This is a genomic window from Prauserella sp. PE36, from assembly GCF_003311655.1.
Classification (GTDB): Bacteria; Actinomycetota; Actinomycetes; order Mycobacteriales; family Pseudonocardiaceae; genus Prauserella_A; species Prauserella_A endophytica.
Window position 1 is genome coordinate 25,640 of record NZ_QEQT01000091.1, and the last position, 11,516, is coordinate 37,155.

General features: G+C 66.9%; 18 protein-coding genes. 8 read left to right on the plus strand and 10 right to left on the minus strand.

What is annotated here, in order from left to right; genetic code table 11:
- Positions 1-355: 355 nt before the first annotated feature.
- Together ltrA and DI005_RS28365 are read left to right on the plus strand one after the other, a co-directional pair.
- Positions 356-1,840: a group II intron reverse transcriptase/maturase gene (gene ltrA, locus DI005_RS28360; RefSeq protein ID WP_113644169.1), complete on the plus strand. Its 1,485-nt coding sequence runs from the start codon at positions 356-358 to the stop codon at positions 1,838-1,840.
- An 81-nt stretch (positions 1,841-1,921) separates the two neighbouring features.
- Positions 1,922-2,608 (plus strand): hypothetical protein, encoded by a 687-nt coding sequence (locus DI005_RS28365; protein WP_113644170.1) that lies wholly within the window; start codon positions 1,922-1,924, stop codon positions 2,606-2,608.
- A gap of 765 nt (positions 2,609-3,373) precedes the next feature.
- Here DI005_RS28365 and DI005_RS28375 read toward each other — a convergent pair.
- Positions 3,374-3,802, minus strand: a complete 429-nt coding sequence (locus DI005_RS28375) for an ATP-binding protein (RefSeq protein ID WP_113644171.1) — start codon at positions 3,800-3,802, stop codon at positions 3,374-3,376.
- 293 nt (positions 3,803-4,095) lie between these two features.
- Between DI005_RS28375 and DI005_RS28380 the strand changes: the two genes are divergently transcribed.
- Positions 4,096-4,497, plus strand: a complete 402-nt coding sequence (locus DI005_RS28380) for an STAS domain-containing protein (RefSeq protein WP_158559913.1) — start codon at positions 4,096-4,098, stop codon at positions 4,495-4,497.
- 111 nt (positions 4,498-4,608) lie between these two features.
- Here the strand turns inward: DI005_RS28380 and DI005_RS28385 are convergent, their stop codons facing one another.
- The 4 genes from DI005_RS28385 to DI005_RS28400 form a co-directional block, all read right to left on the minus strand.
- The gene (locus tag DI005_RS28385; RefSeq protein ID WP_113644173.1) at positions 4,609-5,010 is read right to left on the minus strand and encodes an Imm1 family immunity protein; all 402 of its coding nucleotides are present in this window, start codon (positions 5,008-5,010) and stop codon (positions 4,609-4,611) included.
- On the minus strand, positions 5,007-5,780 hold the full coding sequence (locus DI005_RS28390) for a DddA-like double-stranded DNA deaminase toxin (RefSeq protein WP_147263915.1): 774 nt from the start codon (positions 5,778-5,780) through the stop codon (positions 5,007-5,009). Before DI005_RS28390 ends, DI005_RS28385 begins: the two co-directional genes overlap by 4 nt.
- A 205-nt stretch (positions 5,781-5,985) precedes the next feature.
- Positions 5,986-6,135 (minus strand): hypothetical protein, encoded by a 150-nt coding sequence (locus DI005_RS38340; protein ID WP_158559914.1) that lies wholly within the window; start codon positions 6,133-6,135, stop codon positions 5,986-5,988.
- Positions 6,136-6,203: 68 nt separating this feature from the next.
- On the minus strand, positions 6,204-6,383 hold the full coding sequence (locus DI005_RS28400; protein WP_113644176.1) for a hypothetical protein: 180 nt from the start codon (positions 6,381-6,383) through the stop codon (positions 6,204-6,206).
- Between the two features lie 133 nt (positions 6,384-6,516).
- Between DI005_RS28400 and DI005_RS28405 the strand changes: the two genes are divergently transcribed.
- Entirely contained in the window at positions 6,517-6,699 is a 183-nt protein-coding gene (locus tag DI005_RS28405; RefSeq protein WP_113644177.1) for a MerR family transcriptional regulator, read from the plus strand.
- Here the strand turns inward: DI005_RS28405 and DI005_RS28410 are convergent.
- Entirely contained in the window at positions 6,690-6,935 is a 246-nt protein-coding gene (locus DI005_RS28410; RefSeq protein WP_113644178.1) for a hypothetical protein, read from the minus strand. The two genes, DI005_RS28405 and DI005_RS28410, sit on opposite strands and share 10 nt — an antisense overlap.
- 378 nt (positions 6,936-7,313) lie before the next feature.
- Here DI005_RS28410 and DI005_RS28415 point away from each other — a divergent pair, with 378 nt between their 5' ends.
- Genes DI005_RS28415 through DI005_RS28425 form a run of 3 tightly spaced genes read left to right on the plus strand, consistent with a single transcriptional unit; the run spans position 7,314 to position 8,877 of the window.
- Positions 7,314-7,523, plus strand: coding sequence for a hypothetical protein (locus tag DI005_RS28415; RefSeq protein WP_113644179.1), 210 nt, complete (start codon positions 7,314-7,316; stop codon positions 7,521-7,523).
- Positions 7,520-8,047, plus strand: coding sequence for a DUF6879 family protein (locus DI005_RS28420; RefSeq protein WP_233520341.1), 528 nt, complete (start codon positions 7,520-7,522; stop codon positions 8,045-8,047). Before DI005_RS28415 ends, DI005_RS28420 begins: the two co-directional genes overlap by 4 nt.
- On the plus strand, positions 8,044-8,877 hold the full coding sequence (locus tag DI005_RS28425) for a helix-turn-helix transcriptional regulator (RefSeq protein WP_113644180.1): 834 nt from the start codon (positions 8,044-8,046) through the stop codon (positions 8,875-8,877). Before DI005_RS28420 ends, DI005_RS28425 begins: the two co-directional genes overlap by 4 nt.
- A 2-nt stretch (positions 8,878-8,879) precedes the next feature.
- On the opposite strand, the gene DI005_RS28430 is transcribed toward DI005_RS28425, so the two are convergent.
- A complete protein-coding gene (locus DI005_RS28430; RefSeq protein ID WP_113644181.1) occupies positions 8,880-9,251 on the minus strand; it encodes a DUF4190 domain-containing protein in 372 nt (123 codons plus the stop codon).
- Positions 9,252-9,559: 308 nt separating this feature from the next.
- Here DI005_RS28430 and DI005_RS28440 point away from each other — a divergent pair, with 308 nt between their 5' ends.
- The gene (locus tag DI005_RS28440; RefSeq protein ID WP_255565775.1) at positions 9,560-9,823 is read left to right on the plus strand and encodes a methyltransferase; all 264 of its coding nucleotides are present in this window, start codon (positions 9,560-9,562) and stop codon (positions 9,821-9,823) included.
- A gap of 242 nt (positions 9,824-10,065) precedes the next feature.
- On the opposite strand, the gene DI005_RS28445 is transcribed toward DI005_RS28440, so the two are convergent.
- The 3 genes from DI005_RS28445 to DI005_RS28455 all read right to left on the minus strand — a co-directional run bounded on the left by DI005_RS28445 (position 10,066) and on the right by DI005_RS28455 (position 11,502).
- Entirely contained in the window at positions 10,066-10,926 is an 861-nt protein-coding gene (locus DI005_RS28445) for a F510_1955 family glycosylhydrolase (RefSeq protein WP_147263916.1), read from the minus strand.
- A 141-nt stretch (positions 10,927-11,067) separates the two neighbouring features.
- Positions 11,068-11,292, minus strand: coding sequence for a CDGSH iron-sulfur domain-containing protein (locus DI005_RS28450; protein ID WP_110344131.1), 225 nt, complete (start codon positions 11,290-11,292; stop codon positions 11,068-11,070).
- Positions 11,293-11,295: 3 nt separating this feature from the next.
- Positions 11,296-11,502, minus strand: a complete 207-nt coding sequence (locus DI005_RS28455) for a heavy-metal-associated domain-containing protein (RefSeq protein ID WP_110344132.1) — start codon at positions 11,500-11,502, stop codon at positions 11,296-11,298.
- Positions 11,503-11,516 lie beyond the last annotated feature (14 nt).

Sequence of the window (11,516 nt, forward strand, 5' to 3'; positions counted from 1 at the left end):
CCCGGTGGATTCGGGCTGGTGGGCGGTGCGCACCCACCCCGGAAACGGGTTGGGGAACTCCAGGTCGGGCCTCCGAAGTCTGGGTCTGCAGGCCACGGTGAAGGTCTACGGCGTAGCCGTGGCGATGCCGCAGGGGTATAGCCGGGCGCCTCACCCGTCAACCGGACAACAGTGAACGTGGGAACCACCCCGGTCGCGTTCCCCGCCGCGCTGCGTAGCCAGCGCAGTGGGCGGGGATAGACGCGATGCCTGTCGAAGGGCCGGTGGTGGGGCGGAGTCGCCGTAGTACTCCGAGCCGCGGAAAACCCGTGCGCATGGGGAAGGGCGACAGTGCGTCAGATAGAGAGGGAAAGCAATGTCCGAAGACGCGTCGGTGAATACCGGCGCCGTGGTCTGGCCGGATGCGGAGTCCGCGGCGATCACGGTACGGAGGATGCAGACCAAACTACATCGCTGGGCGACCGAGCAATCGAGTCGCCGGTTTGGCGATCTGTTCAACCTCGTTGCTGATCCGGCGTTCCTGGTGTCCGCGTGGGAACGCGTCACGACCAACAGGGGCGCACGGACCCCTGGCATCGACAAGGTCAGCGTTGGCTTGGTCGAGACCTGGGTGGGGACCGGGGCTTTCCTGGCCCAGATCCGGGACGCGCTCAAGTCGGGCGTGTTCCGTCCGGTCGCGGTGCGGCGGGTGATGATCCCCAAGGGGAGCACGGGGAGATTCCGGAAGCTCGGGATCCCCACCATCACCGACCGGGTGGTCCAGGCGAGCCTGAAGTTGGTGCTCGAACCCATCTTCGAAGCAGACTTCAAACCCTGCTCGTATGGGTTCCGTCCGAACCGGCGCGCGCAAGACGCGGTGGCCGAGATTCATTACTACGCCTCGAAGCCTCGGAACTATCACTGGGTGCTGGAGGCGGACATCGAAGCCTGTTTCGATGAGATATCGCATCGGGCGTTGATGGACCGTCTGCGGGCGAGAATCACGGACAAGCGGATCTGCTCGCTGGTGAAGGCGTTCCTGAAAGCCGGGGTTCTGACCGAACTCGGGAACCGGGAAGACACCCTGACCGGAACACCGCAAGGTGGGATCTTGTCTCCGTTGCTGGCCAACATCGCCTTGTCCGCGTTGGACGATCATTTTGATCGGCAGTGGCGGGCGATGGGCAGCAGATACCAACGGGCCAAACGCAAGGCAGCCGGTCACGGTGTGTGCAGACTCATCCGCTATGCGGATGATTTCGTCCTGATGGTCTGGGGCGAGCGGCATCATGCCGAGGCGTTGCGGGAGGAGGTGGCGGCCGTGCTGGCTCCGCTGGGGTTACGGCTGTCGCCGGACAAGACACGGGTGGTCCACATTGACGAGGGCTTCGATTTTCTCGGGTTCACTCTTCGCCGCCAGTGGAACCGGGGAACTCGACGGTATTGCGTCTACACCAGACCGTCCAAGAAAGCGATTCAGTCGGTCAAGGACAAGGTGAAGGCGCGAACGTACAGATCAACCCGATACCAGGATCTGGATGTGGTGCTCAGAAGCGTCAACCGGGTCTTGGTGGGGTGGGCGGACTATTTCCGTCACGCGGTAGCCAAGGTGGTATTCAGCGCGATCGACAACCATGCGTGGGGTCGGTTGATGCGCTGGGTGCGCGCCAAGTACGGCGGCCAGCATCGGATCGGAATGCCGGAACTCCGACGTCGTTTCTGCGACAAGGGGTGGCGATTCGCTCACAACGGGGTCGTGTTCACCGGCGCATCCAGCGTCGCGGTGACCCGCTACCGCTACCGCGGCAGCACCATCCCGACCCCGTGGACCCCCCGACCGTCAGCCGCTCACAGCGGCTGACCAGCGAGTAAGACGCATGGAGCGCCCGGTGCGGTGAAAGCCGCACGCCGGGTGCGGGAGGGGGCCTGCGGGAAACGACCGGTGGCAACACCGACACCGCGCCCGCAGGCCTACCTCACGAACGTCCTGAATCTGGCCTTGAAGCTGCAGGTACCTGTGTTCGTTGCACCGCTGGTGGCACCGGCCGTGGACCTGACGGTGCTGGGCTTGCTCGTCGGTACGCGGCACCTGGCAGTGTCCGGCGCGAGCGAGGATGTGCTGCGGCCAGCACGACGTTTGCTGCTGGCCGCGAGCGTGGTGACCCTGTTGCTGAACGTCGCAGACCCGGTGTGCGCTGGTCAGTGGGGAAAGGCGGCTTTCGACGCGGTTGGGCCACTACTGCTGATCGGGTGGGCTGAGACAGGCCCCGGCCTTCTGCGAGCTCTGAGCGCCGCTAACACCGGTCCAGGACCAGCGCATTCGTCGATGTCCCCGTCGGCGGACTGGACGGGTGGCCGCGTCGAACAAGAGACGTCGTACCCTTCAGCCCAGCAGCGCGCCAAGCGGTTGGGGGGAGGGATCCGCAAGACACCCGATCTCGACAAGGAACTCGTGGAGCGAGCGCGTCGGGCGGACGCTGAACACTGGCGACGCTACCGCCGCCCTATCTCCGCCGAGACGTTGCGCAAGCAGCTTCGGATCAGCGCGACTACCTCACGGAACCTCGTGGCAATGGTTCGCGCCGCGAATGTCGACGATCTTCGGAAGTCGGCCGGTTGCACTCTTTGAAAAGTAGGCCACCGTAGTCGTGGTTGTTGTGCCTTGGCTGTGGTCCTGCGGGAGGGGAGCGCGTCGATGTCGGTGTTGCGCAGCCGGTAGCACCTCCCGGGAGAGCACGTCGGAGCGGCATTCCTCGTGCGTCCAGCCAGGAGTCGCGGGCGCCTGGTCTGCCAGGCCGGCCGCGCTCTCCCGGATCCGGGGCGCCGCTCGTGAGGTCGAGCGCCGTGGGGATGGGCGACCGGAGGCTTGGTGGACCGGTGACATCACCTGGAGGTGAACGACTGGACGCATGCTGTTGTGGGGCCGAACGGCTCTAGCGGTGACCTTCACAGGCACCCAGACTTCAGCATGGTGCGGCAGCTCGCGGAGGACGGGGTCTTGACCATCGCGGGCGGGTGCCATCCTTTGGGTCGGGTGGGGTGTACCGAAGGCCGAGCTGCGCGGCTGGGCAAAGGAACGACACGCGGCCGCGCGGCCCCGGGCTCCTGGGTGGGCTCGGGACACGCGAGTCGGGGGCGTGTCCCGAGCCGATTGCTTAGTCGGGCCAGACGACAGACGTGTTCGACCGTGTCGGCCGCGCGATGGGTGGCGTCGCACGAGCAGGGGCGCCCGTCCTTCCCTGGAATCCAGCGGTCGCCGGTGCCTGCGGACAGAGAAGCCCCGGCCCGCTGTGGTGGACAGCAGACCGGGGCGAGGCGGATCGGCGGCTATGACACCGATCACCCAGAACGGTAGTGTCTCGGAGCGGTCCGACCCGGCTCGCGCGGCTCACTTCTACCGATCGAGTAAGAAAGACCGGCGAGTCCAGCACAGGGTCACCGTGGTGCCCGTGTCGGTGGAGTTGATGGTGACCGCGTCGGCCAGGCCGCGCATCAGCGGCACGCCCCGGCCGCCGTGCCGGTGGCTTGGCCGGTCGCTCCACCGGCCCGCGTCGGAGATCGTGACTTCGATGGTGTGGTCGACGGCCCGGGCGGTGACCGCCATGGTTCCCTGGACGGCGTCCCGGTAGGCGTGGGCGACTGCGTTGGCCATCGCCTCGTACGCGGCCAGCTTGACGTCCTCGACCAATCCCGAGGGCAGCCCGTGCGCGCTTGCCCAGCGGGCCAGTTGGTTGCGCAGCAGAGTGGTTTCGCTGCTGACCGCCGGGACCCGGCGGTGCCATACCGCTGGTACCTCTCGCGGCCGCCCCGTCTCACCTGCCATACCACCCTTGCCTCACTGCTCGCATCCCCCGATTTGTAGCCCGCCGGAGTGAGCGACAAACGTCTCCGCCGCGACAGTCACAGTCCACTACGCCGTGCGTGTGCGCAACATTTCCATCGAGCATCGGGCGGCAACACTTGGGCCTCGTCGAGGTCGCTGCGGGCGTACAGTGGGGCCACTAACGTTGTAGGTGGCGCGCTCGCGCGGCGACGGGCGTGCATCGACCAACGAGGGCTGCGGACTGGGCGAGCGTCCCCACGGCGCACCGGTTCCGTGGTCGGATGGGGGTCACCATGACCGGCAAACAGGACAGGGACCCAGCCGCCAGGGCGGGAGCGGCCCTGCTGTCCGCGGATGTGACCCGCCGTGACTCGTGTTGCGTGGTGACGGTGGCCGGCGAGGTCGACATGGCCTCGGTGGAGGAGGTGCGGCGCGTGGTCGGTGATGAACCGGCCGGCAGGACACACGCGCTGATCATCGACATGCGCGCGGTCTGTTTCTGCGGCTCCGCCGGGGTGAACTACCTCGCCGAGCTCGCCGAACGCGCCCACGCTCGCCAAGCTCACCTCGCCGTCGTCCCGTCGCCGCCGCTGAACCGGGTACTGAAGATCGTGGGGCTCGACCTGGCACTGCCCACCTACGCCACCGACGCCATGGCGGTCGCCGACCTCGGCATCCCCGACCAGCGCCGCTGACCTCCCGGGAAAAAGCCGGTCAGGTCTGCAGCATGCGCGGCCTGAAGGGCAAGGAGCCCCGGCCCCGTGTTCACGCGCCGCCGGGGGCTCCGCTCGGGCCTTTGCCAGCGTTCACGGCGGCGCGGCGACCCACTGGACACAGGTGGGGCGCTGCCTGGTTGTGACGTACTCGCGCACGGCCGCGTGCATGGTCTCGATCGGCACCTCGGAGCCGGGGTCCTGGTCGTACTGGTGGCCATCCCAGGTGAAGTACTCGACCGGTTCGACGTTCAAGCCGTTGACAGGTAGCTGGAGTTCGCTGGGCTCGGCCCAGCTGAGGCAGCCTCGGTCGCCGCGGATGCCGACGACGAGCACATGCTCGCCGTCCTCGCCGGAGTACAGCTCCCACACCACGCCAGCCTCGGGCGGGCGGGCCAGCTCGCGGTTGACGTTGTCCATGATGCGCAGGAGCTCATCAGCGTCGGGGATGGTGGTGACGTCGTAGGCGGGCTGAGCTCTCAACGTGGTGCTCATGCTGTCCCCTCGTAGGTTTCCGTGAACGGTTCGCCCCGCTGAGTGGTGCCGTGCACGGTCAACGTGTGCCCTTCGGGAAGGTACCTTGGCAGCACCTCTTGACAACCGAGCAGCATGCGACCGCGGGCCCGGCAGGGCTCGTTGTTGATCGTGACCTCGCTGTGCTTCCTCCCTTCGAGCAGCATCTTCGCGGCCGCCTTGAGTTCCACGTGGTTGCCAAGACGCCGAACGGTCTGGATGGGGAACCCCAGCTCGGTGAGTCGCTGGCGGATCGCGGGTGTCCACGTGCCGTCCTGGCCCGAGGTCAAGGGCACGAGACTGCCGTCGGCGTAGCCCACGGTGCGATCGACGGCTTGCCCGGCTCGGACCCTGCGGGGCAGCATGTCAACGCACCATGCGGCCTCGGTTGGGTACCGCGAGCCGTCCGGCGCTGCCACCCCCGGCGCGGGCGGTGCGGGCGCGGGTGTCGGATCTGGCCGTCGTGGTGGTGTCGTCGGGTCGGGCCCGGTGGCGCCCAGCCCGTGTAGGTAGGCCCGCAGCGACTCGTCGACGGTTCGGAGTGGGCCGTGGACTGCGGTGACGGCCTCGGCAGCCTGCGAGGCCGAGACGGGTAGCTGCTCCGCATCGGGGTCGTTCGCGCCATACAGGACGGCGGCGTAGGCGTCGCGCGCTTCGCCGAGGAGTCCTGCGGCGTGCTCCGCGTCGGCACGGACCCGGGCCAGCAGATCCAGCGCTTGCCAGATCGCCGCCGCGAGCGCCTCCACCGACATTCGTTCACCCCACCCGCCGGAGCACGGCACGCCAGTCCGACATCTCCCGATGCTCAGCCTCCACGGTGCCCAGTCCTTTCCGGTGTGTCGGTCGAGGGCCCGCCCGGCGCCGGGAGGCGGGCACAGGCGCCGGGCGGGCATGCGCGGCTTGCCTTGCGGGTGGCCGGCGTCGCTGGGCGGTCGACGCGACCAAGGCGGCCGACGGTCAGGGTCGTGTGCTGTTGTCGTCGGGGCTGCTCGGTTCCTGGTGCTCGGGGCACCAGACGTAGATGCCATCGCGGATGTAGACCACCCACCGAAATGCCGTCGCCACGAGGATCAGGTCGCCGAATGTCGCGAAGGGGGAGTGGGGCATCGGGGTCGCGCACGTCTCGCACTCAACTTTGATCCGGCGCGGGGCGAAGACGTTCAGCCACGGCATGTTCATGTGGGGTGGGGAGGACCGAGCATGACGTCGGCCTCAGGCCAGTGCGGGGGCTTGACCTGGTCGAGCACATCGAACGCTGCCTGCTGTTCGCCCTCCTCGACGAAGAGGTACAAGTCGCCCCACTGCTCACGGCTCAGGTGTGCAAAGTCGCCGTCACGGCTCACGCACCAGCTCACGCCGGCCTCCTCCCTATTCGGGGCAAAGCGTACAGAAACGTCGTGAACGTCGGAAGCCATCGAAACTAATCAAGATCGTCGGAAACGTCACTGACCAGCGGATTCCGTCGGGAACGTCCTGTAAAAGTGGTCCGTGCCCAGCAAGCTCGTAACCACTGGCGAGGCCGCCAAGGAGATCGGCGTCTCGCGGCAGACGCTGTCCGAATGGGCCAAGGACGGCGTCGTCAAGCCGAAGTACCGGACACCCGGCGGACATGCACGGTGGGATGTGGAGGACCTGCTGCGGCAGCTCGACGAGCGGCACGATCAAGGCTGACCTGTCGGCCGCGCGTCGATGATGACGCGCTGCGTGGCGATCATCCGGCCGTCCAGTTCGGCGGCGCGCGCGTAGAGATCCGCGGTGATACCACCGAGAACCTCGGCGAGTCGACGAAGCCCCTCGGCCGGCAACTCGCCCCCGTCCCGGTGAGTCATCAGCTCGACCACCACGTCGCCGAGGTGCCCATTTACCTGTGCCAGCCGGGCGAACAGTTCTCGATCGCGCCCGATCATGCCGCCAGCTCCCCGTGTTTCGGGATCGAGCTCGTCAACCGCATGCAGGTCTGACACGTCGAGGGATCGACGAAGGAGACGCCCCGGCCGTCCTGGCGTGTGTCGAGGACCAGGTGCTTCTGCTGGCCAACGGTTTGCCATGTTCGAGCTGCCACGGCGCCGCTCTCCTTCCGTCCGTGCGGCCCCGAATATCCCTCCACAGTCGGCGCGCAGGCAATAGAATTCGTAGAATGATTGCGCAACTTCACCTGATTGCGTCAACTATGTGACTTTGTGTGTTCATTCCCGGCCTACGGATGGCGCAGACGGGCGCTCGCGGCGCGGGCGACTTTCGATGGATTCTGTAGATTCCACGACGAGCTACGGAAGGATGCACCCGTGAAGCTGACTCACCTGGGAAGTACGTCGAAGAACGGTGGCTGCCCGGAGGCCTACGAGACCGATCGCGGCACCTTCGTCGTTCAGGGCACGAGGGTCACCGATCCCGAGGCGCTCGCGATTCTCCGTAATCGCGGTTTGCCCGACCACGAGACCGCGGTTGAGATCCCCAAGGAGCTGGTGGAGTTCTTCAGGGAGGCCCGCGGGTGACGGTACGTCGTCTCGGCCCCGGCGAGCTCGGCGCACTGCTCGATACAGTGCGCCGCTCGTCGTGGCGGTGGGAGTGCCAGGGCCACTACGCCGTCGACGAGGGCGAGCTCGACGCGTGGCGCGCCGGCCAGCCGATCGAGGAGACCGATGAGGACCGCGTCTGGCACGCCTACATCCGTCGCCTGCGCGCCGCTGGCATCCTGTTCGAGCGCGTGCGGATGCTCACCGACCCGCTCACCGAGTACCTGCGGTGGATGCTCTCGATCACCCACGCCAACATCGAGGCGGGCGAGGACATCCGCTGGATAGACCAGCATCAAGCCACGCGCTTGGGGATGCCCGGCTACGACTTCTACATCCTCGACGACGACCGGGTCGCGGTGTTCTGCTTCGATGAGCAGACCGAACTGATCGGCATCGACCTCGACGACGACCCCGAGGTCGTGCGGCAGCACCAGGGGTGGCGTGACCTGGTGTGGCCGCTGGCGACGACCCACGCCGACTACATCGCAGGGAACAGGTGAGCATCGAGAAACGGCAGCTCACGTTGGCCGACACGCTGCGCGGCCTGCGCGAGCGGGCGGGCTTCCGCACCGGCAAGGACTTCGCGGCGCACATCGGCTGGCTGCCTTCGAAGGTCAGTCGGATCGAGAACGGCCGCACCCTGCCCAGCGACGCCGACGTGGCGGGGTGGGTTGCGGCAGTCAGCGGCAGCGACGCCGTACTCACCGAGCTGCGCGACGAGGTCCGCGAGATCCGGCTCGAACGCGACCGCTGGAAACGGCAGCTGCGGCACGGCCACGCCGACCTTCAGCGCAGCACCGCCAAGGCAGTGCACGACGCACGCTCGGTCGTGATGGTCGAGTTCTTCCTCGTGCCTGGCCTGGTCCAGACGGCTGAGTACGCCCGCGCCGTGTTCGAGCTCGCGGCCGAGATGCACCAGACGCCTCGCGACACCGACGACGCGGTACGCGAGCGGATTCGGCGGCAGGACGTGCTCTACGACCCGGACAAGCGCGTCGAGATCCTCGTCGCCGAGGCAGCCCTGCGCTACCCGATCTGCCCGCTGGCGGCGATGCGGGCGCAACTGGACCGGCTGGGCAACCTCGCGGGCCTGGCGCACGTGCGACTCGGCGTGCTGCCGCTCGACACCGTGCTGCCCACCATCACGATGCACGGCTACACGATCCTCGACGACACGATCACGGTCGAGGTCAACCACACCGATGTCGTCGCCACCGACCCCGAGGACGTGGCGCTCTACCGCGGCATCACCGACCGGCTCTGGGAGGCAGCCGCCGAGGGTGACGACGCACGCGCACTTCTTTCGCGCGTCGCCACCCCCACGCGCTAGGCCTACGCCAGGGCGAGCACGAGGATGCCGAACGGGCAGCCGAGGATGCCGAGCACGATGCCGGTAACGGCGCTGCCCTCGTTGGTCGCCAGGCCTTGCCGCACCTTGCTTACTCCCAGGATGCCGAGGATGAGCGAGATGATGCCGAGCGGCCACAGCAGCAGCGACAGGAGCCCGAGCGTGAGCGCTGCAGTGCCCGTGCCGTTGTCGGGGGCCCGGTACGGGTAGGGATACGGCGCCGGGTAGGGCACGGGCGGCGGATATGCCTGGTACTGCGGGTCGGGCTGCTGGTAGGGGACGAGCGGCTGAGGCCCGCTCGGCGGTTGCTGGTGGCCGTACTGCTGGCTGGAATCGGGTAGGTAGGGCTGCGTCATGGCGCTCCTTGGTCGTCTACCAGGCTCTTCGGAGGAACCTCCTGCTGTGTCACCGTTCGTTGCGAGCTGTGGCCGAGCTGTGACACGGCTCGATCGACCCAGTGCCCAACGGTGACCATCGTCACCTCGACGACCATCGCGGCCTCAGCTCCGACTCCGAGGGCGGTGTCTGCGACCGCGACGAGCGCGCGCCGCTTCACAGACCACCTCCGTCCAGACCAAAGAACGACTTGATGGGGCTAAAACCACTCGGCACTGCTGGCGCATCGGAGTCGATCCACAGGAGACGACGACCGACTTGGTGACCAATGGCTTGTTCGCGACGATGCGCAAATCCCATCTTCAGCCCCATGGCGCTCGCGTATCTCGGACTCGCGCTCATGGCCCCGAGCGTCCTCGCGATCCTTGGCCTTGCCGCTCTCCTGGTGGCAATCGAACTGCAGGTGCGGATCGTCGAGGAGCCCTATCTGCGTCAAATCCACGGCTCCGCCTACACGAACTACGCCTTGCGCGTCGGCCGCTGCCTGCCCGGCATCGGCTTCGTGCGGGCCGACCGTCCGAACGGGAGTTGACGATGTGGCAAGGAATGGTGACCGAACAGACTGATCCGACGCCGCCATTCTCAGAGCAAGTACACGCTGTATCTGGGATGAGGGTGGCGTCGGAAGTATCCGCCCAATCGGAGACGAGCTGTCTGAGCTTGACCACCGCCAGAGAACGCGACGGGAGGCCGGTGGGCGCACCGGCAGGTCGCCGGGCGGATGAGGCGTTACTGGCTGATCGTTGACACCGACACAGGCCTGCGTACGAGCCTTCAGCCTAGCTCTTGACGCAGGGTGAACGTACGTCCGCCGTCGCGGGATGCGTAGATTCCGGCTTCGGTGGCGACGTAGACCTCGGAGCTGCCGTTCGTTGCGAGGGCTTGCGGTGCGCCGGACACCTGGCCTGCCGTGGACCAGGAGGCGCCGCCGTCTTTGCTGGTGTGCACTTTGCCGTCCGGATCGATACCGATCAGGGTGTTCCTGGATGGCCAGTCGACGAGTAGCAGCAGTGGCGCTCCGTTCAAGGTGGTGAAGGCGCGACCGCCGTCGGTGCTACGCGCCGGGCCCTCCTCGGTGGTTGCTAGCACGGTGTTCGCGTTGGTGGGGTGGACAGTGAAGTCGGCGAGTGCGATGCGTGCGCGCCGGTCCCAGTTCTGTCGGTCGCTGGTGACCATGAGCTGCTGGCTCTGGCTGTCGTAGCCGTACACCTGGTTGTGTTTGGCTTCGAGGGCGTGGAAGTCGGCTTGGCCGGATAGCGAGAGGGGCGCCCACGTCTGCCCCGCGTCGGTGCTTTCGATGAGGCCAAGGTGCGGCGGGAGGTCCTCGTCCGGGGCGGGGTGGCCGCTGCCGAGGAAATGCCGTGGGCCTACGACGGTGAATCCCATCGTGTCGTGCTGTCGGTCCGCTATCAATTCGGGTTCGCCCTGATCGGGAAGCCGGAACACCCCGTAGTGGCTCGCGGCGTAGAGAGTGCCGTCGGCGGGGTCGATGCCGAGTCCGTGCACGTGCCCGAGGCTGGGCGGCGCGTCGGGCACGTTGTTCGCCGTCTGCTCGGCGGTTTGACCGCACGCGGTCAGTGTGGCGGCGGCGATCACAGTCATCACGCCAAGGCGCATCCTGTTGCGCTGTGTCACCGAGCTGCAACTCCTTCGTCATCTGCCTCCCCGGACAAAGTGAACTATATAGGTTAGTAGTTTTCGGCAATGTTGGGGCGATGCAGAGCTAAGTGTGGCGAAGCGGTGGCGCTGGGAGGTTGCCAGCGCCACCGCTGCTGCTTAGGTAGACCTTTCGGTGGCGTTGAACCCGTTGCGGGCGTGTGACCCGTCGCAGAACGGCTTCTTCGCCGACATCCCGCAACGGCACAGCAGGGTCGTGCGCCCTGGACCCAGCTCATAGCTGTTGTTCTCGTGATCGACGAGACGGATAGGGCCCTTGATCTGATAGGGGCCGTTGTCCACCGCCTTGACCACGATGCGGTCGGAACTTGGTTCGGTGCTCATGGCTTACTGGGCGACTTCGTAGCCGGCGTCTGCGATCGCCGCCCGGACGAGCTTGCCGTCAATTGGGTTGTCGCTGATCACGGTGACTTCACCGGTGGCGATGTCGACATCGACGTCGTTGACGCCGGCTACGCCGGTGACTGCGGTGGTCACCTTGTTCATGCATCCAGAGCAGGTCATGCCTTTGACGGTGTAGGTGCTCGTGCTCATTGATTTCCCTTCGA

What these genes read in the sequence shown, in the direction of transcription:
- ltrA (WP_113644169.1), top strand. Translation starts at nt 356, where the DNA reads ATGTCCGAAGACGCGTCGGTGAATACCGGCGCCGTGGTCTGGCCGGAT.
- DI005_RS28375 (WP_113644171.1), bottom strand. Translation starts at nt 3,802, where the DNA reads ATGGCAGGTGAGACGGGGCGGCCGCGAGAGGTACCAGCGGTATGGCAC.
- DI005_RS28380 (WP_158559913.1), top strand. Translation starts at nt 4,096, where the DNA reads ATGACCGGCAAACAGGACAGGGACCCAGCCGCCAGGGCGGGAGCGGCC.
- DI005_RS28385 (WP_113644173.1), bottom strand. Translation starts at nt 5,010, where the DNA reads ATGAGCACCACGTTGAGAGCTCAGCCCGCCTACGACGTCACCACCATC.
- DI005_RS28390 (WP_147263915.1), bottom strand. Translation starts at nt 5,780, where the DNA reads ATGTCGGTGGAGGCGCTCGCGGCGGCGATCTGGCAAGCGCTGGATCTG.
- DI005_RS38340 (WP_158559914.1), bottom strand. Translation starts at nt 6,135, where the DNA reads ATGCCCCACTCCCCCTTCGCGACATTCGGCGACCTGATCCTCGTGGCG.
- DI005_RS28410 (WP_113644178.1), bottom strand. Translation starts at nt 6,935, where the DNA reads ATGATCGGGCGCGATCGAGAACTGTTCGCCCGGCTGGCACAGGTAAAT.
- DI005_RS28430 (WP_113644181.1), bottom strand. Translation starts at nt 9,251, where the DNA reads ATGACGCAGCCCTACCTACCCGATTCCAGCCAGCAGTACGGCCACCAG.
- DI005_RS28440 (WP_255565775.1), top strand. Translation starts at nt 9,560, where the DNA reads ATGGCTTGTTCGCGACGATGCGCAAATCCCATCTTCAGCCCCATGGCG.
- DI005_RS28450 (WP_110344131.1), bottom strand. Translation starts at nt 11,292, where the DNA reads ATGAGCACCGAACCAAGTTCCGACCGCATCGTGGTCAAGGCGGTGGAC.
- DI005_RS28455 (WP_110344132.1), bottom strand. Translation starts at nt 11,502, where the DNA reads ATGAGCACGAGCACCTACACCGTCAAAGGCATGACCTGCTCTGGATGC.